The 24,285-nt window shown below is 65.2% G+C and carries 16 protein-coding genes; 14 read left to right on the forward strand and 2 right to left on the reverse strand.

Translation table 11 applies throughout. The features are described from left to right. Window positions 1–61 precede the first annotated feature (61 nt). The 14 genes from AC3WLY_RS32665 to AC3WLY_RS32730 all read left to right on the forward strand — a co-directional run bounded on the left by AC3WLY_RS32665 (window position 62) and on the right by AC3WLY_RS32730 (window position 21,804). A complete protein-coding gene (locus AC3WLY_RS32665) occupies window positions 62–1,843 on the forward strand; it encodes a methyl-accepting chemotaxis protein (RefSeq protein WP_492309079.1) in 1,782 nt (593 codons plus the stop codon). A 552-nt stretch (window positions 1,844–2,395) separates the two neighbouring features. Then, complete coding sequence (locus AC3WLY_RS32670; protein WP_175961483.1) at window positions 2,396–4,318, forward strand: PrkA family serine protein kinase; 1,923 nt, start codon at window positions 2,396–2,398, stop codon at window positions 4,316–4,318. A 125-nt stretch (window positions 4,319–4,443) separates the two neighbouring features. After that, entirely contained in the window at window positions 4,444–5,712 is a 1,269-nt protein-coding gene (locus AC3WLY_RS32675; protein WP_034184124.1) for a YeaH/YhbH family protein, read from the forward strand. Continuing rightward, window positions 5,709–7,388, forward strand: a complete 1,680-nt coding sequence (locus tag AC3WLY_RS32680) for a SpoVR family protein (protein ID WP_175961482.1) — start codon at window positions 5,709–5,711, stop codon at window positions 7,386–7,388. The genes AC3WLY_RS32675 and AC3WLY_RS32680 overlap by 4 nt, the downstream gene beginning before the upstream one ends. 235 nt (window positions 7,389–7,623) lie before the next feature. Then, window positions 7,624–8,928, forward strand: coding sequence for an MFS family transporter (locus tag AC3WLY_RS32685; RefSeq protein WP_034184126.1), 1,305 nt, complete (start codon window positions 7,624–7,626; stop codon window positions 8,926–8,928). A gap of 999 nt (window positions 8,929–9,927) precedes the next feature. Beyond that, window positions 9,928–10,512 carry a fimbrial protein gene (locus AC3WLY_RS32690; RefSeq protein WP_175961481.1) on the forward strand — a complete coding sequence of 195 codons (585 nt, stop codon included), beginning with the start codon at window positions 9,928–9,930 and terminating at the stop codon, window positions 10,510–10,512. Between the two features lie 24 nt (window positions 10,513–10,536). After that, window positions 10,537–11,295 (forward strand): fimbrial biogenesis chaperone, encoded by a 759-nt coding sequence (locus tag AC3WLY_RS32695; RefSeq protein WP_175961480.1) that lies wholly within the window; start codon window positions 10,537–10,539, stop codon window positions 11,293–11,295. Window positions 11,296–11,474: 179 nt separating this feature from the next. Then, the gene (locus tag AC3WLY_RS32700) at window positions 11,475–14,111 is read left to right on the forward strand and encodes a fimbria/pilus outer membrane usher protein (protein WP_175961479.1); all 2,637 of its coding nucleotides are present in this window, start codon (window positions 11,475–11,477) and stop codon (window positions 14,109–14,111) included. A 154-nt stretch (window positions 14,112–14,265) separates the two neighbouring features. Beyond that, on the forward strand, window positions 14,266–14,913 hold the full coding sequence (locus AC3WLY_RS32705) for a fimbria/pilus periplasmic chaperone (RefSeq protein ID WP_244137322.1): 648 nt from the start codon (window positions 14,266–14,268) through the stop codon (window positions 14,911–14,913). An 80-nt stretch (window positions 14,914–14,993) separates the two neighbouring features. Then, entirely contained in the window at window positions 14,994–18,005 is a 3,012-nt protein-coding gene (locus AC3WLY_RS32710; RefSeq protein ID WP_425130554.1) for a two-partner secretion domain-containing protein, read from the forward strand. A gap of 242 nt (window positions 18,006–18,247) precedes the next feature. After that, the gene (locus tag AC3WLY_RS32715) at window positions 18,248–19,240 is read left to right on the forward strand and encodes a fimbrial protein (RefSeq protein ID WP_244137321.1); all 993 of its coding nucleotides are present in this window, start codon (window positions 18,248–18,250) and stop codon (window positions 19,238–19,240) included. 203 nt (window positions 19,241–19,443) lie between these two features. Further along, a complete protein-coding gene (locus AC3WLY_RS32720) occupies window positions 19,444–20,259 on the forward strand; it encodes an ABC transporter substrate-binding protein (RefSeq protein ID WP_492309078.1) in 816 nt (271 codons plus the stop codon). Between the two features lie 94 nt (window positions 20,260–20,353). Then, window positions 20,354–21,076 (forward strand): amino acid ABC transporter permease, encoded by a 723-nt coding sequence (locus tag AC3WLY_RS32725; protein WP_175961474.1) that lies wholly within the window; start codon window positions 20,354–20,356, stop codon window positions 21,074–21,076. 2 nt (window positions 21,077–21,078) lie between these two features. Continuing rightward, a complete protein-coding gene (locus AC3WLY_RS32730; RefSeq protein ID WP_310143787.1) occupies window positions 21,079–21,804 on the forward strand; it encodes an ABC transporter permease subunit in 726 nt (241 codons plus the stop codon). Between the two features lie 165 nt (window positions 21,805–21,969). Here the strand turns inward: AC3WLY_RS32730 and AC3WLY_RS32735 are convergent, their stop codons facing one another. Then, the gene (locus AC3WLY_RS32735; protein ID WP_492309077.1) at window positions 21,970–23,235 is read right to left on the reverse strand and encodes a M23 family metallopeptidase; all 1,266 of its coding nucleotides are present in this window, start codon (window positions 23,233–23,235) and stop codon (window positions 21,970–21,972) included. A gap of 323 nt (window positions 23,236–23,558) precedes the next feature. Continuing rightward, on the reverse strand, window positions 23,559–24,221 hold the full coding sequence (locus AC3WLY_RS32740) for a TetR family transcriptional regulator (protein WP_425130551.1): 663 nt from the start codon (window positions 24,219–24,221) through the stop codon (window positions 23,559–23,561). Window positions 24,222–24,285: the final 64 nt, after the last annotated feature.

The following is a 24,285-nucleotide window of genomic DNA, read 5'->3' on the forward strand; positions in this document are numbered from 1 at the left end:
GAAGCAATGCTTCGAGCCAACGGGCCCGGCCCGTTCATGACGACGCAACACAGGAAGGATGATGGTCTTCAGAAACCTGACGATTCGTGCGCGCATCGGTTTGACGATGGCGTTTCTGGCGGTGCTGCTGGGCGTAACCGGCGTGCTCGGGCTGTACGGGATGACGCGTGCGAACGACTCGACGCGCGAGATTTTCACGAACCAGATGCCGAGTGCGGTCGACGTGGCGGTCGCGGAAATATTCGCCGCGCGCGAGCGCCTCGCGCTCGACCGCGCGGCGCTGCTGTCCGGCACGCCCGACTCGGCGGCGGCCATCGAGCGCAGCCGCGCGATGCGCACGCAGTCCGACGCGTGGTGGCAGAAATACCTCGCGCTGCCGCGCGACGCGGAGGAGGATCGCCTGGCGCAGGATGTCGCCGCGAAGCGGCTGGCGCTGCAACGCAGTTGCGACGAGTTCGCGAGCATCGTCGGGGCCGACCAGCGCGATCGCATCAGCGACGGCGCCAAGCAGCTCCAGGCGCGCTACACCGAGCTCTCGGTGGCGGGCGAGGCACTGCGCAACTTCCAGTTCACCGGTGCAAAGGAGGGCTTCGATCATGCGCAATCGGTATACGACACGCTGCGAGTGCTGTCGATCGTCGCGCTCGCGGCCGGCATCGGCGCCGCGCTGCTGTCGTGGCTGACGTTGAGCCGCGCGATCGGCCGCCCGATCGCGGACGCGCTCGCGCATTTCGACGCGATTTCCGCAGGCGACCTGCGCCGGCCGATCGTCGTGCACCGGCGCGACGAGATGGGCCAGCTTCTCGACGGCCTCGCGAAGATGCAGCGGGGGCTCGTCGACACGGTTCGCACCGTGCGCGGCGGCAGCGAGTCGATCGCGACCGCGGCCCGCCAGATCGCGGCCGGCAACATCGACCTGTCGTCGCGCACCGAGGAACAGGCCGCTGCGCTGCAGGAAACCGCATCGAGCATGGAACAGCTGACCGGCACCGTGAAACAGAACGCGGACAATGCACGCCAGGCAAGCGCGCTGGCCGCGAATGCGTCGGAGATTGCAAACAAGGGCAATACGGTGGTCGGCCAGGTGGTCGGCACGATGGGCGAGATCAACGACAGCTCGGCCAAGATCGCGGACATCATCGCGATCATCGAGGGAATCGCGTTCCAGACCAACATTCTTGCGCTGAATGCGGCCGTCGAAGCCGCACGCGCGGGCGAGGAAGGGCGCGGCTTCGCGGTCGTCGCTGGCGAGGTGCGCAGCCTCGCCCAGCGTTCGTCGACCGCGGCCAAGGAGATCAAGGCGCTGATCGACGCGTCGGTGGAGCGCATCCGGTCGGGTTCCACGCTGGTCGACGAAGCGGGGCGCACGATGAGCGACGTGATCGGTGCGGTGCAGCGCGTGACGGACATCATGGGCGAAATCGCCGCGGCGTCCGAGGAACAGAGCGGCGGGATCGACCAGGTGGCGCGTGCCGTTGCGCAGATGGACGAGGTCACGCAGCAGAATGCGGCGCTCGTCGAGGAAGCCGCGGCCGCCGCGCAGTCGCTCGATGAACAGGCCGCGCGCCTGCGTGAAACGGCGTCGGTATTCCAGCTCGACGACGAAGCGGCACGCCCGGGCGCCGTCGCGCCGGTCGCAGTGCGTCACGCATCGCGCGCCCCCGCGGCGGCGGTTGCCGCGCCGGCACCGGCACAACAGGCTGCTGCGCGCGACGATCGCGATGCACCGCCGAAGCGCATGGCTGCGGCGATGCCGGCGCGCAAGCCCGTGGCTGCATCCGCAGCGCCCGCAGCGGCGCCGGTCGCTGCTGCCGCCGGCGGTGACGACTGGGAGACCTTCTGATTCGCGCGTGCCGCGCATCTATCCCCATTTGGTGACGAACGACGCCCGCGACATGCGGGCGTCGTCGTTTCGGCGGCGGACAAAATGTGACAGCGCGCGTGAACGGTCACGCATCGTCGCATGCATCGCGCGACCAGCACCGACGGATGCGCGCAATACGCGCAACGGTGCGCGTCGTGTTCCCGCATCCGTCGTACGGGTATCTCCGTAAGGGGCACGGCAAAAAAATTGTAACGGTGCGCGCGGCGTGTCGTCGTAAACGACGGCTCGAACGTATAGGGATGAAGGGGGGCGTGACGACGTCGGAAGTGTCCAACGCACAAGACGATCCGTTGTTCGACGAGACGCGACGGATGCAGTTTCTGCGGCTCGGGAGGTCGATTGTAAAACGACGAAATACGTTGTCCAAGCGGTGTTGTCGAGAATGACGAACTTCATACGAAGAGTTCGTGAAAAAAAATTAGAAAGGGTTTAGGATGAATTCGAACGCGCTTGCTTCTGCGCAGTCGTACGAAGGCAGGCACGTCTTCAGACTCAGGCGAGGGAGGTAGCATGGATATTTACAGCAGCTTCGCGAACCGCTTCGAAAAAATGCGAGAGGAAGAGCTCTCGCTGGAGGAGTATCTCGCGCTCTGCAAGAACGATCCATCCGCGTACGCGACGGCTGGTGAACGCATGCTGGCAGCAATCGGGGAACCTGAACACATCGATACCCGCAACGAGCCGCGCCTGTCGCGGATCTTCGCGAACAAGGTCATCAAGGTCTATCCCGCATTCCGTGAGTTCTACGGAATGGAGGAAGTGATCGAGCAGGTGGTCGCGTATTTCCGCCACGCCGCGCAAGGGCTCGAAGAGAAGAAGCAGATCCTCTACCTGCTCGGTCCGGTGGGCGGCGGCAAGTCGTCGATCGCCGAGCGTCTGAAGCAACTGATGGAGCGCGTGCCGTTCTATGCACTGAAGGGCTCGCCCGTCAACGAATCGCCGCTGGGGCTGTTCGACTACGACGAAGACGGCCCGATCCTTGAGGAACAGTACGGCATTCCGCGCCGCTACCTGAAGAGCATCCTGAGCCCGTGGGCCGTCAAGCGCCTGCACGAATACAACGGCGACATCCGCCAGTTCCGCGTCGTGCGCCGCTATCCGTCGATCCTGCGGCAGATCGGCATCGCGAAGACGGAGCCGGGTGACGAGAACAACCAGGACATCTCGTCGCTGGTCGGCAAGGTCGACATCCGCAAGCTCGAGCAGTATGCGCAGGACGACGCCGACGCATACAGCTACTCGGGCGGCCTGTGCCTCGCGAACCAGGGCCTGCTCGAGTTCGTCGAAATGTTCAAGGCGCCGATCAAGGTGCTGCACCCGCTGCTGACCGCCACGCAGGAAGGCAACTTCAAGGGCACCGAGGGCTTCGGCGCGATTCCGTTCGACGGGATCATCCTCGCGCACTCGAACGAGTCGGAGTGGAAGGCGTTCCGCAACAACCGCAACAACGAGGCACTGCTCGACCGGATCTTCGTCGTGAAGGTGCCGTACTGCCTGCGCGTGTCGGAAGAGATCAAGATCTACGAGAAGCTGATCCGCAACTCGTCGCTCGCCGAGGCCGTATGCGCGCCGGGCACGCTGAAGATGATGTCGCAGTTCTCGGTGCTGTCGCGCCTGCACGAGCCGGAGAATTCGAGCCTGTTCTCGAAGATGCAGGTGTACGACGGCGAAAATCTGAAGGACACCGATCCGAAGGCGAAGTCCTACCAGGAATATCGCGACTACGCGGGTGTGGACGAAGGGATGACGGGCGTGTCGACACGCTTCGCGTTCAAGATCCTGTCGCGCGTGTTCAACTTCGATTCGAGCGAGGTTGCGGCCAACCCCGTGCACCTGATGTACGTGCTCGAACAGCAGATCGAACGCGAGCAGTTCCCGCCGGAAACCGAGCAGAAGTACCTGTCCTTCGTGAAGGACGTGCTCGCGTCGCGCTACGCGGATTTCATCGGCAAGGAGATCCAGACGGCCTACCTCGAGTCGTATTCGGAGTACGGCCAGAACATCTTCGACCGCTACGTCACGTATGCCGACTTCTGGATCCAGGATCAGGAATTCCGCGATCACGATACGGGCGAGAGCTTCGATCGCGCCGCGCTGAACGCGGAGCTGGAGAAGATCGAGAAGCCGGCCGGCATCAGCAATCCGAAGGATTTCCGCAACGAGATCGTGAACTTCGTGTTGCGTGCGCGGGCGGCGAATGCCGGCAAGAACCCCGTGTGGACGAGCTACGAAAAGTTGCGCGTCGTGATCGAGAAGAAGATGTTCTCGAACACCGAGGAACTGTTGCCGGTGATTTCGTTCAACGCAAAGGGTTCGGCGGAGGAGCAGCGCAAGCATGAGGACTTTGTAAACCGGATGGTCGCGAAGGGCTATACGCCGAAGCAGGTGAGGCTGCTTTGCGACTGGTATCTGCGCGTGCGCAAGTCGTCATGACGCGCGCGGTACCGAGCCCGTGCGGCGAGTCCGCACGGGCGCTTTCAGGGGCGCCGCCCGCATGACGGGAGACGGCATGTGCGGCGAGCGTCCCGGCATATCGACTTTCGAGCGGGAGACCGGCAGTGCTTCATCAAATCATCGACCGCAGGCTGGCCGGCAAGAACAAGAGTATCGCCAACCGCGAACGCTTTTTGCGTCGCGTCAAGAACTACATTCGTCGTGCCGTGTCCGACGCGGTGCGCGACCGTAGCATCAAGGATATCCAGAGCACGCAGAGCATCACGATCCCGCGCAAGGACATCGCGGAGCCGAATTTCCGGCACGGGCCGGGCGGGCGTCGTGAATACGTGCATCCCGGCAACGAGGACTACGTGCGCGGCGACAAGATCCCGCGCCCGCAGGGCGGTTCGGGCGGCGGCGGCAGTCAGGCGAGCAACGAGGGCGAAGGGCAGGACGACTTCGTGTTCGAGCTGTCGCGCGACGAGTTCATGCAGTACTTCTTCGACGATCTCGAACTGCCGCGCCTCGTGAAGACGCACCTGCTGACGGTGCCGAGCTGGAAGAACGTGCGCGCGGGCTGGTCGGCGGAAGGCACGCCGAACAACATCGACGTCGTGCGCTCGCTGCGCAGCGCGCTCGGCCGGCGCATCGCGCTCGGCTCGCCGCTCGTCAACGAGCTGCGCGAACTCGAGGCACAGCTCGAAGCGATGAAGAGCGATCCGGAAGACCGCCGCGCGGAAATCGCGACGCTCGAGGCCGAGATCCATCACCTGAAGGGGCGCATCTGGCGGATTCCGTTCATCGATCCGTTCGACCTGCGCTACATCAACCGCGTGAAGCAGCCGCAGCCGTCGAGCCAGGCCGTGATGTTCTGCCTGATGGACGTGTCGGGCTCGATGGACGAGCAGCGCAAGGATCTCGCGAAGCGCTTCTTCATCCTGCTTTACCTGTTCCTCAAGCGCAACTACGAGCGCATCGAGGTCGTGTTCATCCGTCACCATACGCGCGCCGAGGAAGTCGACGAGGATACCTTCTTCCATTCGACCGAGAGCGGCGGCACGGTCGTGTCGAGCGCGCTCGAACTGATGCGCAAGGTGCAGAACGAGCGTTACTCGCCGACCGAATGGAACATCTACGGCGCGCAGGCGTCCGACGGCGACAACTGGACCGACGATTCGCCCAAGTGTCGCAAAATCCTGGAAGAGGATATCCTCACGAAGACGCGTTACTTCGCGTATATCCAGGTCGCGCCGGAAGAGCAGAATTTGTGGCTGGAATACGCGCAACTGGCGCTGTCGCAACCGCATCTCGCGATGAAAAAAGTGGAATCGGCTGCCGACATTTACCCGGTGTTTCGCGAATTGTTCGAAAAGCAGGTGGAAACGTCATGACGACCCGCCATCTGCACAACGAGTCGCGCGGCTACGAGCCGCGCCCCTCCGGCGACAACACGGCCGGTCCTGCCGCATCGCAGCAACGCGCGCAGGCCGAACCGTCGCCGCCGGCCGCCGACTTGCCCGGTTCCGGGCAAAAGGAAGCGCGTATGAACGTTGCCGAACGCAAGCCGCTGCCGTGCCCGTCCGACTGGACGTTCGAACTGCTCGAGGAATACGACACGCACATCTCGCAGGTTGCCGAACAATACGAGCTCGACATCTACCCGATCCAGCTCGAACTGATCAGCGCCGAACAGATGATGGACGCGTATGCGTCGGTCGGGATGCCCGTCAACTACCGCCACTGGTCGTTCGGCAAGCACTTCCTTTCGACCGAGAAGAGCTACCGCCGCGGCCAGATGGGCCTCGCGTACGAAATCGTCATCAATTCGAACCCGTGCATCGCGTATCTGATGGAAGAGAACACGATGACGATGCAGGCGCTCGTGATCGCGCACGCGGCGTACGGGCACAACTCGTTTTTCAAGGGCAACTACCTGTTCCGGCTGTGGACCGACGCGCACGCGATCATCGACTATCTCGTGTATGCGAAGAACTACGTCGCGGAATGCGAGGAGCGCTACGGGCTCGATCGCGTCGAGGAACTGCTCGATTCGTGCCATGCGCTGATGAACTACGGCGTCGACCGCTACAAGCGGCCGCAGAAGCCGTCGCTGTCGAAGGAAGCGGCGTTGCGGCGCGAGCGTGAGGCGTACCTGCAGTCGCAGGTGAACGAACTGTGGCGCACGCTGCCGGGCAAGAAACCTGAGCTGATGGAGGAGCAGGAAGACCGCTATCCGTCCGAGCCGCAGGAGAACCTGCTGTATTTCGCGGAGAAGAACGCGCCGCTGCTCGAGCCGTGGGAGCGGGAAGTGATCCGCATCGTGCGCAAGATCGGCCAGTATTTCTATCCGCAGCGGCAGACGCAGGTGATGAACGAAGGCTGGGCGACGTTCTGGCACTACACGCTGCTGAACACGCTGTACAACCAGGGCAAGCTGGAAGACAGCTTCATGATGGAGTTCCTGCATTCGCACAGCAACGTGGTCTACCAGCCGCCCGTCACGAAACCGTACTACAGCGGAATCAACCCGTACGCGCTCGGTTTCTCGATGATGAGCGACATCCGGCGGATCTGCGAAGCGCCGACGGAAGAGGACTACAAGTGGTTTCCGGAGATCGCGGGCACCCCGTGGCTGCCGGCGATGCACTACGCGATGCGCAACTTCAAGGACGAGAGCTTCATCGCGCAGTACCTGTCGCCGAACCTGATCCGCGAGATGCGGCTCTTCTCGGTGCTCGACGACGACATGCGCGATTCGCTCGAGGTGTCGGCGATCCACGACGATTCCGGCTACCAGTACGTGCGGCAGGCGTTGTCGCGGCAGTACGACATCCATCACCGCGAGCCGAACATCCAGGTGTGGGCCGTGAACACGCGCGGCGACCGCAGCCTCACGCTGCGCCACTTCATGACCGACAACCGCCACCTGTCGAACGACAGCGACGAAGTGCTCAAGCACATGGCGCGGCTGTGGCAGTTCGACGTGTACCTGGAAAGCGTCGACGAGGCCGGCACCGTGCGCAAGCGCTACGAGTGCCGCTACGTGCCGCCGGAGGTGCGCGTGTGAGTGCCGCTTTCGAATAGTTTGCATCGGACGCCAGCCTGCGGGCTGGCGTTTTCATATGACGAACGCGCGGCGGGAGAAAAATTTTCTACATCCGGACGAACCCGGAAAGCCTGTTACTTTACATTTCGCTAAAATCCCGTAGCGCCGTGCCGCCGGAACCGGTGCCGCGAGCGACCGCACGCGGCGGCCCCCAAGCCGTCTCGCCCAGAAAGCATTAAAAGGAACAGACCAATCCATGGACGTCCAGACCGACCAAGCTGCGCTGTCCGCGCATGACACCCGGCGGCGCGTGTTCGCCATCGTCGGCGCCTCATCGGGCAACCTCGTCGAGTGGTTCGACTTCTACATCTACTCGTTCTGCGCGCTGTACTTCGCGCCGGCGTTCTTCCCGAGCGGCAACACGACGACGCAGCTGCTGAACACGGCCGGCGTGTTCGCGGCCGGTTTCCTGATGCGCCCGATCGGCGGCTGGCTGTTCGGCCGCATCGCCGACCGTCACGGCCGCCGCGCGGCGATGATGATCTCGGTGCTGATGATGTGCGGCGGTTCGCTCGTGATCGCGGTGCTGCCGACCTATGCGCAGATCGGCGCGCTCGCGCCGGCGCTGCTGCTGGTCGCGCGCCTGTTCCAGGGCCTGTCGGTGGGCGGCGAATACGGGACGAGCGCGACCTACATGAGCGAGGTCGCGCTGAAGGGCCGGCGCGGCTTCTTCGCGTCGTTCCAGTACGTGACGCTGATCGGCGGCCAGCTTTGTGCGTTGCTGGTGCTCGTGATCCTGCAGCAGACGCTGTCGACCGATGAACTGAAGGCGTGGGGCTGGCGCATTCCGTTCGTCGTCGGCGCGGCGGCCGCGCTGATCTCGCTGTACCTGCGGAAATCGCTCGACGAGACGTCGACGAGCGCATCGCGCGACAAGAAGGACGCCGGCACGATCCGCGGCGTGTGGCGGCACAAGGGCGCGTTCCTGACGGTGGTCGGCTTCACGGCCGGCGGCTCGCTGATCTTCTATACGTTCACGACGTACATGCAGAAGTACCTCGTGAACACGGCCGGCATGCACGCGAAGACGGCCAGCAACGTGATGACCGTCGCGCTGCTCGTCTACATGCTGATACAGCCGGTGTTCGGCGCACTGTCCGACAAGATCGGCCGCCGCACGTCGATGATCCTGTTCGGCTCGTTCGCGGTGATCGGCACGGTGCCGCTGATGCATGCGTTGAAGGACGTGACGAGCCCGGTCGCAGCGTTCGTGCTGATCACGGTCGCGCTGGCGATTGTCAGCTTCTATACGTCGATCAGCGGCCTCATCAAGGCCGAGATGTTCCCGCCGGAAGTGCGCGCGATGGGCGTCGGCCTGTCGTACGCGGTCGCGAACGCGATCTTCGGCGGCTCGGCCGAGTATGTCGCGCTGTGGTTCAAGTCGATCGGCAGCGAGGAAACCTTTTATTGGTACGTGACGGTGCTGTGCGCGATCTCGCTGATCGTGTCGTGGCGGATGCGCGATCCGAGCAAGGAAGGGTATCTGCGCAACGAACCGTGATCGCGCACGGCGCTGCCCGACCATCCGGCCGGCGCAGCCCCCCCGGCGCACCACCAGCGGCGTCCCGCCATTGCGGCGGGGCGCCGTTTTTTTTCAGCGGACGGGCCATGTTCGTGCGAACCCGTGCAAGCGTATCGACGCGCACGCGATATCGATATGGCGATCCATTCGTTGTCGTCGGCCGGCGCTCCTTTTATTCTGAACCCGTAGTTCGTGTGACACCTCCTTGACTGGGATTCGCGCCCGCTGCTTGCAGCGGGCGTTTTTTTGCGTGCTGCGTCCGTTGCCGGCCGAGGCGGGGTGGGTGTCGGTCCGGATCCATCCCGGAACGATGCGAATGGGACAAGTCCATCGCGGTGTGTGCGTCGACGCGATCGCTGGAAGAAATGCCCGCTCGCGATGGCGAATCGGTATGGAAAGCGAAATCCGGTTTCCAATGCGCGATATGTACGGTTAATTCCTTTGTGAAAGGCGGAGGTTTGAGAAGTTTGCTTATGGGATTTGTCAAATTTTTGATTTGTATCAATGAGACATTCCGGATTGGTTTGTTTTCAAGATAAATAATCGTTAGCGCTGAACGGATTCGTCGATTTTTTTTTTGGGCTTTGTGCCGCATGCGATGAAAAGTGTCGATCGGGCCGCATTTCACCCTGTCGGGCTGTTTGTCGGATGCCGGTTGACGAGCCATAGGCGCGGTCTGGCCGGCATGGCACGCTCCAATAGCGGCGACCGCAGGCAGAAGACACGATCGTTGGCCTATGCGGTCATTTGAATTTCTCGTAAATGGAAAAATGGTCCCGATATTTCTTACTCGTACGATATCGGGAAGTTGCTTGGGTAAATAAAATGGTTCGGTCGTCATTTTTCGGACGGAATCATCCAGTCTTCCGGAATAAGGCGATCCGATCCGTGTCGCGGGCAGTCGGCGGAAGGGTTGAATGCCCGTGTGCCGATCGGTCTGTTCCGAGAAAAATCATCCATTTTTAGAGGAATTCAACGATGAAAATGAATCTGCTTCGGAGTTGCGTTGCAGCGGGTATCGCGAGTGTCGCACTGGTGCCGTCGGTTTCCCACGCGTTCCACGGCCAGCTCGATTTCAACGGCAGCATCTCCGACGTCACCTGCAACATCAATGGCGAGGCTCCTGGCCCCGGCAACCGGAAAGAGGTGTCGCTCGGCCACAGCATCAGCCCGAGCACCTTCGACAAGATCGGTGCGACGTCGACGCCTGTCACGTTCAACCTGGCTATCGGCGGCAACACGGGCTGTACCAACGGCACGAAGGTCGTGATCGAATTCGATCCGGTGTCGGTGAACATCAATCCCGCGACGGGCAACCTGAAGCTCATCGGCACGAAGCCGGCGGAAGGCGTCGAGATCCAGATCAGCGACGCGGGTAACGGAAAGGCCGGCAAGATCATGCTCGGCACGCCGCAGAACATCGCGGATGCCCAGGTCGCGATCGTCGCGAACAACGCCGCGACCCTGACCTATACGGCATCGTACGTGTCGACGGCCGCGCCGGATGCGATCAAGACTGGTTCGGGCAATTCGTTCATCCGCTATATGCTCGCTTACCACTGATCGGTGCATTTCTCGTTCCACGTCATGACCTTGTCAATTCGTTATCCTTATTTACAAGTCGTGTCCGGTGTCATGGCGTGGGCCGTCTGCGCCACGCTGGCGCAGGCGGCGCTTTTGCTGGACGGTACCCGGGTGATTTTCCCCGAGCGTGCTCGCGACGTGACGGTCCGGATGGAAAATTCGGGCACCGAACCCGTACTCGCGCAGAGCTGGATCGACGACGGCCGCGCCGACGTTCCGCCCGAACAGATGCGCACGCCATTCGTGGTTGCGCCGACACTGGTGCGCGTCGAAGCAGGGAGGGGCGCCGTGCTGCGCATTACGAACATGCAGGCGCAGTTGCCCGTCGACCGTGAATCGGTGTTCTGGCTGAATGTGCTCGAGGTGCCGACGGTACAGAAAGACGCGGACAACCAGCTGCGCTTCGCCTTCCGAACCCGCATCAAGATGTTTTACCGGCCCTCGTCGCTCGCGAACGACGTCGAAACGGCGCAGGACAAACTGGTGTGGAAGGCGTCTGCCGATGCGTCGCACGAGGGCGGACGGCAGGTATCGCTCGAGGTTTCCAATCCGACGCCGTATTACGTTTCGTTCGGGATGGTCGAGGGCGACATCGGCGGCACGTTCATCCCGGCCGGTGGGGGGATGGTCGCACCGTTCGGCTCCCAGCGCTTCCCGTTGCAGGGCGCCGCCGCGCTGTCGCATCGCCCGACGGCCGTGCGCTTCGTGACCATCGACGACTACGGCGGGCAAAGCACGATAACCAAAAAATTGACCGACTGAGCAGTCTGTCCACGCAACGCATCCAGAAGGCACGATCCAGCATGCCGGTCCCGGATAATCGATTCGGCATGCGAATTAACTGAATCCACATGCGCAGTTCAGCAGGTTTCCAATCTTCATGCGCGTCGAGGCTTGCCCCGCGGCTTCCGCAGCGGCCTTGTCTGCTGGCGGTCGCTTCCGTGTTCGCGTCGGTCGCGATGACGTCGGGCACGAACGCCGTCGCGGATACGATCGACCCGGTCGCGCGGGAAGACGCACGCCGCGCGACCGCAAGCGCGTCGCCGGTTGCGCCGGCGGCCGGCGAGACGCACTTCGACGATTCGATGCTGATGCATGGCCCGGACAGCGAACCGATCGATACGACGCCGTTCGGGCGTCCGAATGCCGTCGCGCCGGGCGTGCATCGTGCAGACCTGATCGTCAACGGGCAGTGGCGTGGCGTGGAAGACATCACGTTCCGTCACGACGCGCGTGGCGACGTGCTGCCTTGCTATGACCGGCTGCTGCTGCAGCGGGCCGGCGTTGACCTCGACCGAAGCGCGCGGGGCCAGGACGCCAGCCAGCTGCCGAATCCGATGCCCGACGGGCCGATCTGCGATGCACCGTCTCGATACGTGCCTGGCGCCGCGCTGTCGTTCGATGCGGCCGAACAGAAACTGTATCTGACGGTGCCGCAGTTCTACATGCGGCTCGCCAGCCGGAGTACCTACGTCGATCCGGCGAACTGGACGAACGGCGTGCCGGCCGCGTGGCTGAACTACAACGCCAGCGTGTTCACGACGCGTTCCGGCGGCTACGAATTCTCGCAGCTCTACACGGGCCTTTCGATGGCCGCGAGCGCCGGGCGGTTCCGGATTCGCCACAACGGCAACCTCACCTGGTCGCAGCGCGGCGGCGCCCGCTATCAACGCGGCTACGTTTACGCGCAGACCGATCTACCCGACTGGCGTGCGCAGTTGCTGGCCGGCGAAAGCTCGACGAGCGGTGCGCTGTTCGACGCCGTGTCGTTTCGCGGCGTACAAATTGCCAGCGACGACCGGATGCTGCCCGACGAGCAGCGCTACTACGCGCCGGTCGTGCGCGGCGTCGCGCAATCGAATGCCAAGGTATCGATCTACCAGCGCGGCTATCTCGTTCACGAGACGACCGTTGCGCCGGGACCGTTCGCGATCGACAACCTGCAGGCGATGAGCTACGGCGGCGACCTGAACGTGACGGTGACCGAGGCCAACGGCGAAACGCGCAGCTTCGTGGTTCCGTTCGCGACGACAGTCCAGCTGCTGCGCCCCGGCAGCACACGGTTCAGCGCGATGGCGGGGCAGGCGATCGAACTCGGCGGCGACATCGGCACGCAGTACGTCGGCCAGTTCACCGTGCAGCGTGGCGTCAGCAATGCGGTGACGGCCTACGGCGGCGCCGCGTTCGCGAACCGCTACCAGTCGATGCTGATGGGCGTCGCGCTCAATACGTCGATCGGCGGCTTCGCGGCGGACGTCACGATCGCGCGGACCCAGCCGCCAGGCAGCGAGCGCCTGACCGGCTCGAGTATCCGCGTGTCATACAGCAAGAACCTGCCGAACAGCGGCACGAACTTTTCGCTGCTCGCGTATCGCTACTCGACGAAAGGCTATCTTGGCCTGCGCGACGCGTTGCTGCTGAACGGCCGGAGCGACCAGGGCGCGGCGTCGTTTTCGCGGCTGCGCAATCGGGTCGATCTCAACGTGAGCCAGCAGATCGGGCGGTCGGGCAACCTCTATGCGAACGGATCGGCGCTCAGCTACTGGGCGGGAGGCGGACAGTCGCTCAGCTTCACGCTCGGCTACAGCACGCAGTGGCGCGACGCCACGGTGACCGCGTCGGTGCAGCGCGTGCGCAACCTGTCCGCGCGGGAGCCGTCGTTCGGCGGCGGGGCGGGCAGCACGCTCGCGAGCCTGAACGTATCGATTCCGCTGGGGCGCAACGCGCGACGCGCACCGATCTTCAGCACGCTGATGACGCACGACAGCAGCAACGGTACGAGCGCCTCGGCGAGCCTGGCGGGCCGTTTCGGCGAGCGCAACGATGGATCGTATTCGTTGTCGTCGAGCTACGACGGCAACAACCGGGCGTCGTCGGGCAGTTTCGGCGTCGGCTATCAGCGGCCGGCCGTGTCGCTGTCGGCGAATCTCGGCATCGGGCGCGACTACCAGCAGGCGTCGGCGAGCGCAACGGGCGGCCTCGTTCTGCACCCGGGCGGCCTGACACCGGCGCCCACGTTGAGCGAGACCATCGGTGTCGTACACGCGCCGAACGCGCGCGGCGCACTGGTTGCGAACACGAGCGCACGCGTCGACCGCTTCGGTTACGCGATCGTGCCGAGCCTCATTCCGTATCAGCTCAACAAGATCGACATCGATCCGAAGGACGTGCCCGAGGACGTCGAACTGAAGACCGTGTCGCACAGCGTTGCCCCGCGCTCGGGTTCGATCGTCATGCTGTCTTACGACACGCTGAAGGCGCGCGCGCTGCTGATCGATGCGCAGACCGACGACGGTCGGCCGCTGCCGTTCGCTGCGCGTGCGCTCGACGCGGGTACCGGTGAGGCGCTCGGCGTGGTCGGACAGGGCAGCCGCCTGTTCGTGCGCAGTGCTGCGGACGACGGCCGGATTCGCGTCGAATGGGGTACGCGCGCGGATCAGCAGTGCGTGATCGATTACGCGGTGCCGGCCGCGCAGCGTTCGGGTAGCGGCTATGTGACGCTGGCGGGCATCTGCCGCGCGGCGACGGTGATGCCGACGGCGGCCGTACCGTCGGCCGGCCGTATCGAGGAGCGCTAGCCCGATGCACGGCTCGGCTTTTCGTTTCGCTTCCGTCATCCGCACGTTGCCACGCCGTTTGCGCGGATGTCCCGGCACCGGCCGCATCGTGCGCGCGGCGGCGCTGGCCTGCGTCGCGAGCTTCGGCACGGTCCGGTGCGACGCAGCGTTGTCCGTGACCGGTACCCGCTTCGTTTATCCGGGCGATGCGCGCGCACTGACGATCTTCGCGCGCAACGGCGGGGACGCACCCATTCTCGTCCAGGCCTGGATCGACGATGGCGATGCGAACGCCGACCCGAGCCGCCTGCGCGTGCCGTTCGTCGTCGCGCCGCCGCTCGCCCGGCTCGATCCGGGGCAGCCGTTGTCGATCCGTGTGCAGTCCGTCGACGGCGGCCTCGCCGCGGACCGGGAATCCTGTTTCTGGATCAACCTGCTCGAAGTACCGCCGGCCGCGCCGGCGGGCGACCACGCGCTGCGCATCGCGTACCGGCTCAGGATGAAGCTGCTGGTTCGGCCGCCCGGTCTCGATGGCGACCCGGACGACGCACCGAACCGGCTCGCATGGACGCACGCCGGCACGAAGGCAGCGTCGTCGATCGTCGCGCTCAATCCCACGCCGTACTACGTGACGCTGACGCGCGTGTTGCTGAACGGCGAGCGTGCAGTGCCGGCGAACACGGCGACGGATGTCGCGCCGTTCGGCCGGGCCGAGATCCCGATCGGCACGCAGGCCGGCGCGGGGCCGGGCGAGATCGTGTTCGACGCCGTCGACGACAGCGGTGCAACGCACGAATACCGGGCGCGGCTCGCGCCGCCGTGACCGACGGGGCGGGAATGCTTGCAGTACCCGTCCTGCCGCGGGCATCGGCAGGGATTCAACCACAACAAGGAAAAACGAAAGTGAACAAGACCTACTCTTTGATATGGAACGATGCGCAAGGCGCCTGGCAGGTCGCCGGCGAACGGGCACGCCGGCACGGCAAGTCCGCGACGCGTGCGCGTGTCGTCTCGGTGCTGGCGCTGCTCGCCTGCGGTGCGGCGACGTCCGTGCATGCGCTGCCGACAGGCGAGAAGATCGTGTCCGGGAAAGGCGACATTCACCGTTACGACAACGGGCAGCAGATGTCGATCAACCAGCATAGCGACAAGCTGGTGACGGACTGGCAAACGTTCAACATCGACAAAGGGCAGCGCGTCACGTTCAACCAGCCGTCCGCGGCGTCGATCGCGCTGAACCGGGTCGTCGGCCAGGACGGCAGCGCAATCCACGGCAATCTCGATGCGAACGGCCGCGTGTTCCTCGTCAATCCGAACGGGATCCTGTTCAGCAAGAGCGCGCAGGTCAATGTCGGCGGCCTGGTGGCGACGACACTGGATATCAGGAACGACGACTTCGAGGCAGGCCGCTACCGGTTTTCCGGCCAGTCTCCGAGCGAAGTGCAGAACTTCGGCAATCTCGTGGCGGGCGAAGGCGGCGCGATCGCGCTGCTCGGCGCGAAAGTCATCAACAAGGGGATCGTCCAGGCGCAGATGGGCACCGTCGCGCTGGGCGCGGGCAGCGACGCCACGCTGAACTTCGACGGCAGCAAGCTGCTCAGCGTGCAGATCGACCAGGGCATCGTCAACGCGCTGGTCAGCAACGAGCAGTTGCTGAGGGCCGACGGCGGGCAGGTGCTGATGAGCGCGAAGACCGCCGATACGCTGCTGCGCACGGTGGTCAACAACCAGGGCGTCATCGAGGCGCGCACGCTCAGGAATGCCGCGGGCCGGATCTCGCTGGACGGTCACGACGCCGGCACCGTCAACGTCGCGGGCGTGCTGAACGCGAGTGCGACAATGCCGGGCAACGGCGGCACGGTCGAAACCCGCGGCGCCGACGTGAAGGTGGCGCTCGGCGCGATGGTCGACACGCGCGCGACCAACGGGCGCGTCGGCACCTGGCGCATCGCGTCGTCCGACGTGTCGGTCAAGGCCGGTGCGAACCAGCCGGGCACGATCGTGGCCGACACGCTGTCGCGCAATCTCGCGACCACCGATGTCGAACTGGTCGCGGAACGCGGGCAACTATCGGTCGACGGGCCGGTGACCTGGGCCGGCGGCAACCGATTGACGCTGGCCAGCCGGCAGGGCGACGTGTCGGTCAACGGCGCGCTGCGCGCGACGGGCGCGAATGCGCGGGTGGCCATCGACGCGAAGCAGAACGTGCGGATCGCGGCCCCGATCGCGCTGACCGGCGCGAACGCGCTGCTGACGCTCGACTACGGCGTCGCGCACTCGCTGTCGGGCGGCGCGGCCGTGACGCTGTCGGGGGTAGGCGCCGGTTTCGAATCGAACGGCTATCGCTATACGGTGATCCAGAATCTGCAGCAGTTGCAGGCCGTCAATGCGAATCTCGACGGGCTGTACGTGCTCGGCAACGACATCGCCGGTTCCTACTATTACGGCACCGCGTTCAAGACGATCGGTTCGGGCGCGTCGTTCGCCGGCGTGTTCGACGGCCTCGGCAACACGATCAGCAACCTCACCATCGCGAGCAGCGATGCGTATGCGGGGCTGTTCGGCCGCAACACCGGCACGCTCGCCAACCTCAACCTGAAGTCGTTGCGTGTCAGCGCTGCGTCGGGCGTGGGGCCGGTGGCCATCGGCGGGCTGGTGGGCGAAAACGCCGGCAAGATCTCGAACGTGACCGCGACGGGTATGCAGGTGAGTGCCGGCGCCAGCCGCAACAATGCGCTGGGCGGTATGGTCGGCATCAATAGCGGCGAGATTTCCCGGACGTCGTATTCGGGATCGGTAACGGGCAACAGCATGTCGGACGCCGTCGGAGGCCTGGTCGGCGAGAACCGCCTGGATCAGCTTGCCGGCATCGTGTCCGACAGCGAGTCCAACGCGACCGTATCCGGCGGCGCATCGAACCGCGCGTCGATCGGCGGTCTCGTCGGCGTGAACCGGGGTGGTGAAATTCTGCGCTCGACGAGCCGCGGCACCACATCCGGCACCACATCCGGCTACAACCTCGCCGGCGTGAACGTCGGCGGGCTCGTGGGTGCGAACATGCTCGGCAAGATCGTCGACGGATCGGCGCTGGGGCGCGTAACGGGCGGCTCGAGCGGCACGGCAGGCGGGTTCGTCGGCAACAATACCGGCACGATCACCGGTTCGAGTGCGAGCGGTGTCGTGGATGGCCGATACGCGCAGGCAATCGGCGGCTTCGTCGGGCTGAACCAGGGCAAGGTGGCCGACAGCAAGGCGCTGGGCACCGTCTCGAGCGCATCGACAGGTTCGACAGGCGGTTTCGTCGGCATCAACCTCGGCGACAACGCGTTCATCGACATGGCGGAAGCGCATGGTGCGGTAACGGGTGGTCAGGGCGCCAATGGCGGTTTCGTCGGCAGTCATCTCGGCGGCCGGATTGGTCACGCGGTCGCACGCGGCAAGACGACGGGCGGCAGTTACAGCAAGACGGGCGGCTTCGTCGGCAGCAACGAGGCGGAATTGGCCAACGTCGACGCGAGCGGCGACGTGTCGGCCGGCACCGGCGCGTCGGTGGGCGGGTTCGCCGGCGCGAACACGCGATTCGGCACGATCGAGGCCGCGTCGGCAACCGGCAACGTGACGGGCGGCTCGTCGAGCACGGTGGGCGGCTTTGCCGGCGAAAACCTCGGCACGCTACGCGACGTGTCGGCGTCGGGGACGATCAGCGCCGGCTGCTACTCGACGCTCGGCGGCCTGGTCGGCCTGAACGCGGGGCTCGTCGAGCGCTCTGCCGCAAGCGGGCGGATCAATGGATCGTCGAACCAGACCTTCGGCGGCCTCGTTGGCATCAACCGGGGCATCTTCCGCAACAGTGTCGCATCCGGCGAGGCTGCGCTGCAGAAGATTGCCGGTCTCAATCTTGGTGTGATCGAGTAATGCAGCAGGCGGCGGGCGAGCATGGCCGGCGCCCGCCGCCGATTCAACGGGAGGGCAGCATGACGACGATTCAACGGCGCCGGCTCGGGCGAGTCGGCCGGGTGATGCGTCGCCTGGCGACGGCGGGATGCATGGTTCTTGCATTCGGCACACACGCTATGGCGCAAGGCGGCAGTGGTTCGACGGCGCTGGATTGCACGTTCACCAACACCGAAGCGTCACCCTGGCGCATGATCACGCCGTTGACGAGTACGACGCCGGTCGGCGCGACCCTGTATCAACGCACGGTTTCGCTGTTGGTCTCATTCAAGTATGGCACCGCGCCGACGGCGCACGAACTGGTGAGTGCCGCACACTGGACGCCGGGCAGCGTCATCGCGGACGGTGTTGCGCAGACGAATGTCAACGGGATCGGCTTCAAATGGGCCGGCGTGTCCAACGACAGCAGCGAGCGCACGCTGCAGCAAGGTGCACGGCCGGTGGTAACCGCAAAGACCGAACTCAGTCGAGCGGGAGAAGGCGGCAACGATGCACAGATGGCGCGCTTCCGGCAGTATCTGGTGCTCGACAAGCCTGTTTCGGATCTGCCGGAAGGCAAGCTGGTCGTCAAGAACCTGCCGGGCAATCCGACCGTCGCGATTTATGCGATCGACTTTCCGAAAGGCGTCGCGTCGATCGGCGGCACGGTGACGGTGCCGGAGCATACGACGCCGCCCAATCTGTGCAAGCAGGTGAAGGCCTTTGTCGGCGTCGGCAACGTCTGCATCGGCAGCGAGTGTGAGATCCATGTGCCGAACCGCTGCGAGATCCAGTCGAACATGATCGTGCCGGTGACGCTCGGCCAGTTTTCGATCAGCAATTTTCCCAGCGTGAACGCGATGTCGAAGCCGATCAGCTTCGATATCGCGCTCAGCCAGTGCGCGGCAGCGGCAAAGCCGTCGATCAGTTTCCGCGACAAGGCCGTGCAGCCGAATCCGGACAAGACGCTGCTGCAGTTGAGCGCGCCGGCCGGGCAGACGGTCGCGCGCGGGTTCAACATCGTGATGACGAATGCGCTGACCGGCGAGCGGATCGCGTACGGCGAGCCGGGCACGGCCACCCAGTATCCGATGCGCCGCACCGGCGACATGGCCGTGATGCCGTTGCGCGCGCAGTACATTCGTACCGGTGCGGACGCCGAGCTGCAGCCCGGCTATGCCGGCGGCGGTGCGGAATTTTCGTTTACGTTCCCGTGAAGGCGATGGGCGGTTCGGCGATCAGGCCGGCGCCGGCCCGGCGTCATCACGAAACCCGCTGAGCAAAGCACCATTTGTTGGTTCGGATTCGCCGCACGCGCTGCTACGTTAGCGGCTTCGCGACCCCACACTCGGCCGCGATGTTCCTCGAACCGGCCGCCGCGCGATCCGCGGCGGCCTTCATGACAAATCAGGTCGTGCTCATGAAAATCCACACTCTCGCTACGTGGCTCGTCGGGGCTGCGCTCGTCACCGCAGGCACGGTCGCGCATGCGGACCGTCTCGACGACATCAAGAAGGCCGGCGTGTTGCGCGTCGCGACGTTCGACAGCAACCCGCCGTTCGGCTATGTCGATGCAAAGAACAACCACGTCGTCGGCCTCGACGTCGACTATGCGAGGGCGCTCGCCGACAAGCTCGGCGTGAAGCTGCAACTGCAGCCGACGAACCCCGCGAACCGCATTCCGTTCCTGACGTCCGGCAAGGTCGATCTCGTGCTCGCGAACTTCACGATCACCGACGAGCGCGCGAAGCAGGTCGACTTCAGCATTCCGTATTTCTCGTCGGGCCAGCAGTTTCTCGCGAAGAAGGGCGTGCTGAAATCGGCCGACCAGTTGAACGGCCTGCGCGTCGGCGCGGACAAGGGCACGACGAACGAGATCACGCTGCGCGAGAAATTCCCGAAGGCGACGATCGTCGCGTACGACGACACGCCGTTCGCGTTCGCCGCGCTGCGCGCCGGCAACGTGCAGGCGATCACGCAGGACGGCCCGAAGCTGATCGGCCTGCTCGCGAACGTGCCCGACAAGCAGAACTACGAGATCCCCGCTTTCACGATCTCGAACGACTACATGGGCGTCGGCGTGCCGAAGGGCGAGACGCGCCTGCTGGGCTTCGTCAACGACACGCTGAAGGGGCTTGAGGCGAACGGCCGCGCCGTGCAGATCTACGACGCATGGTTCGGGCCGACGACGAAGACGCCGCTCACGCGCATCTTCCGCATCGGCGACAAGACCTGAGCCGCGTCGCACGCGCGCCGCGATTTGCCGGAACATCGGCAGCGCGGCGCTTTCCGTTTTGTTCCGATCGCGTGCTTCGCGCACGTCCCTCAGCATGCTCGGGTTGGCTCCCAAATATCTGTCCTGGCTCTGGCAGGGTTTCCTGCTGACACTCGGCCTCGCGGCCGCGTCGGCCGTCGCCGCGACCGCCGGCGGGCTGCTGCTCGCGGTCGTGCGGCATGCGCGCGGCAGGGTGCGGCGCACGGCGGCGGCCGCATATGTCGTCGCGTTCCGCAACACGCCGCTGCTCGTGCAGTTGCTGTTCTGGTATTTCGGCGTCGCGTCGTTGCTGCCCGACACGTGGATCGCGTGGCTGAACGCGCGCCATGAAGTGAGCGCGGGCCCGCTGACGCTCGCATGGCCATCGTTCGAATTCGTCGCGGGCTGGGTCGGGCTGAGCGCGTACACGGCCGCGTTCGTCGCCGAGGAATGCGAAGCCGGCCTGCGCGGCGTGCGCCGCGCGCAGCATGACGCGGCAGCCGCGCTCGGCCTCACGCCGATGCAGTCGCTGCGCTACGTGGTATTGCCGCAGGCCGTGCGCATCGCGCTGCCGCCGCTGTTCGGCCAATACATGAATCTCGTGAAGAACTCGTCGCTCGCGATGGCGATCGGCGTGGCCGAGCTGTCGTATGCGTCGCGGCAGGTCGAAACGGAAACGTTCAAGACCTTCGCCGCGTTCGGCGTCGCGACCTTGCTGTACGTCGCGGCGGTGGCCGCGATCGAGGCCGGTGCGTACGCGGCCACGCAATGGCGCGACCGGCTTGGCGCGGGGCGTTGACGATGGATTTTTCGCTGCTGCTCTCCAACCTGCCGTACCTGCTTGTCGGCGCGTTCCCGGAAGGCCCGCTCGGCGGCGCCGCGCTGTCGCTGGTGCTTGCGATCGCGTCGGCCGTTGCATCGGCCGTGCTCGGCATCGCGCTCGGTGTCGCGATGGCGCTCGCGCGCGGTCCTGCCCGCGTGCTGCTGCTCGCGTTCATCGGGTTCTTCCGCGCGATTCCCGTGCTGATGTTGATCTTCTGGACGTACTTCCTGATGCCCGTGCTGCTGCATATGGATGTGCCGGGGCTCGCGACGGTCGTCTGCGCGCTCGCGCTCGTCGGCGGCGCGTATCTCGCGCATGCGGTGCATGCGGGCATCGTCGCCGCGGGCGACGGCCAATGGCAGGCCGGGCTGTCGCTCGGGCTCACACGCTGGCAGACGGTGCGTCATGTGCTGCTGCCGCAGGCGATCCGGATCATGACGCCGTCGTTCGTCAACCAGTGGGTCGCGCTCGTGAAGGACACGTCGCTCGCGTATATCGTCGGCGTGCCGGAACTGTCGTTCGTCGCGACGCAGGTGAACAACCGGCTGATGGTGTATCCGGCGCCGATCTTCCTGTTCGTCGCGGCGATCTATCTGGTGCTGTGCACGTCGCTCGACGGCGCGGCACGCTGGCTGTTGTCGCGCGGCCAGCGTGCGGAACGTGTCGAGCAGGCGAGCGCCGAGCGCACGGAGCCCGCGCGGTGACGGTGTGCCGCGGCCGTGACGAACGGCCAGTGGGGAAGCGCGAGTGAATATCCGCAGCGGACAGCACACCGGGCAGGTCGGGCCCGGCGTGCAGTACGGACAGGAGCGGTAGATGGCCGGCCGCCTGCGCCGCCGCTTTCCGAGCGACGGCGGGCGGCACGCGCGTCACGACGCCGAGTAGTGCGTGTTGAAGACCGCGCGCAGCGTCGATTTGTCGGTCGCGAAATCGCCCCACAGCGGCCCGTCGTTCTGCGCGAACGCGAACGGCGTCGTATTGACCGACGCGAGGCGGAAGCGCCATTGCGCCGCCTCCTGGCGGAACGCGGTGAGCTGCATGTCGGACAGCGCCGTCTGCGCGTTGGCAAGCGTGACCAGCGGGTCGACCGGATCGTTCGCGACGCGCACTTCGAAATGCAGGTGCGGGCCCGTTGCGGCGCCCGTCATCCCGACCGAACCGAGCCGCTGGCCCTGCTTCACGATTTCGCCGGTCTTGAGCCCGTGCGCGAACGCGGACAGGTGCGCGTAATAGGTCGAGTAGCCATCCGCGTGATCGACGATCACGTAGCGGCCGTAGCCGCCCGGATCGGTGCCGACGAACGACACCACGCCGTCGGCCGCCGCGCCGACGGGCGTGCCGGACGGCGCGGCGAGATCGACGCCCGTGTGGAACGCCATCGCCTGCGACAGCGGATGGACGCGCTCGCCGAAGAACGAGCTGATGCGCGTCCACTTGACCGGCATCGTGAACGCGGCGGCTTCGAGCGGCGAACCGTCGAGCGTGTAGTACGCGCCGTGCTCGGCACCCGGCGCGCGGAACCAGATCGCGCCGAACGTGCGGCCGGCGACCCGCAGTTCGAGCGCGGTGAGGCGCGGCGTGCCGTCGGTCGTGTCGAACGCGACGCGGTAATAGTCGCCGCGCTGCGCACTCGCGCGCATCGCGACCTTGCCGGTGACGAGATCGCCGAGCTGGATGCGCACCTCGGGCGGCACGTCGAGCCGGTTCAGCGTATCGGACAGCGTGAGCTCGATGTCGCCCGCGCGCATCCCGTGCTGGTTTTCGGGCGGCGCAAGCTGGAACAGGCTCGCATAGCCGAGCATGTCGTTGCGGTGTGCGCTGAGCGGCGCGAACAGGCCCGGCTGCAGGCTGCGGTCGTTGCGTTCGCCGTATTCATTGCGCTCGCCGAGCGTGCGGGCGAGCTCGCTCGTCACGAAATGCTGTGCGGTGGGAAACGGCGTGTCGGACAGCACGCGCTGCGGCAGCACGGCCGTGCCCGAGTCGACGGTGCCCGGCAGTTGCGACACGGCCGGCAGCGCGGCGGCAAGGCCGAGGGCGGCGAGGGCGCCGAGCACGGCGGCCGGCACGAGCGCGCGCACGACGCGCTGCGCGCGGCCGGGCGCGAAAGCATCAGGAGTTGCGGCAGGCTTGACCAAGGTGTCCACATCCAGGAAAGCGGTTCAAAGGGGTGTGGGCAGGGGCCGCCGGCGGCTCAATCGTCGAATGGCGACGGGGCGGGCGGCGGGCGTGCAACAAAACAGGCCCCGCCAGGGGCCTGTGTCGTTTCCGTTCGACCCAACGCGCGGGGCGGGCCCGCTTCGAACGGCGGCGTGTTTACCGGGTCGAACCCGGTTATCACGAAGACGCTAAAGAATGATGACAGCGTCAGTCTACCGATGTTCCGCGAAACGTTAAAAATTTTAAAGGGGGTCAGCTCATTCGTTTCGCAGTGCGGTAAATCGGGTTAAATCAGAATTTGTTACGATAATTTTCGCCGGTCCGGCAATTTTTGCGCGCGGCCGCGCAGTGCGGCGGACGTGCGGACGGCGTCGAAGCCGGCGTCGAGCATCGCTTCGGCGTCGTTCCACAGATTGCCGCGCAGCCGGTTGGTCCAGATCATCGACGCGAACACGCCTTCGAGCAGCGACACGAGATAGACGGCGGCCAGATGCACGTCGAGATCGGCGGCGAGTTCGCCGGCCGCGATCGCGCGGCGCAGCAGCGCCTTCGTGATTCGCAGCATTTGCAGCTCGAGCAGCATGCGGCGCCGCTGCAGCGCGCTGTTTTCCTCGCTCTGCTCGCACTTCGTGTAGAGGATCACGAGCACGCGCTGCATCGGGCCCGGCTCGCCGCATTCCTGCAGATAGTGCGACGCGGCACGCCGCAGCGTGGCGAGCGGCGGCAGACCGTCCCCCGCGTCGAAACCTTCCGACGTGCGCGCAAACGCGCGGTCGCACATCGCGAGACACACTTCCATCTTGTTGCGGTAGTGGCCGTAGACAGCGCCCCGCGACATCCCGGCGGCCTCGGCAAGGTCCGCCATCGCGGTTTGCGCGACGCCTTTTTCAAGCAGCACGAGCTCGGCGGCGTCGAGGATCCGGTGCTTGATGGCGAGCGATTCTTCCCGGGTCTTGCGGGCCATGTCGTGAGTTTCCTTACAATTCGCTGTCGTTTTATTGAGACAGTGTGGCGGTCAGGTTGAAACA

The organism is Burkholderia sp. FW306-1C-G01B, assembly GCF_058781685.1.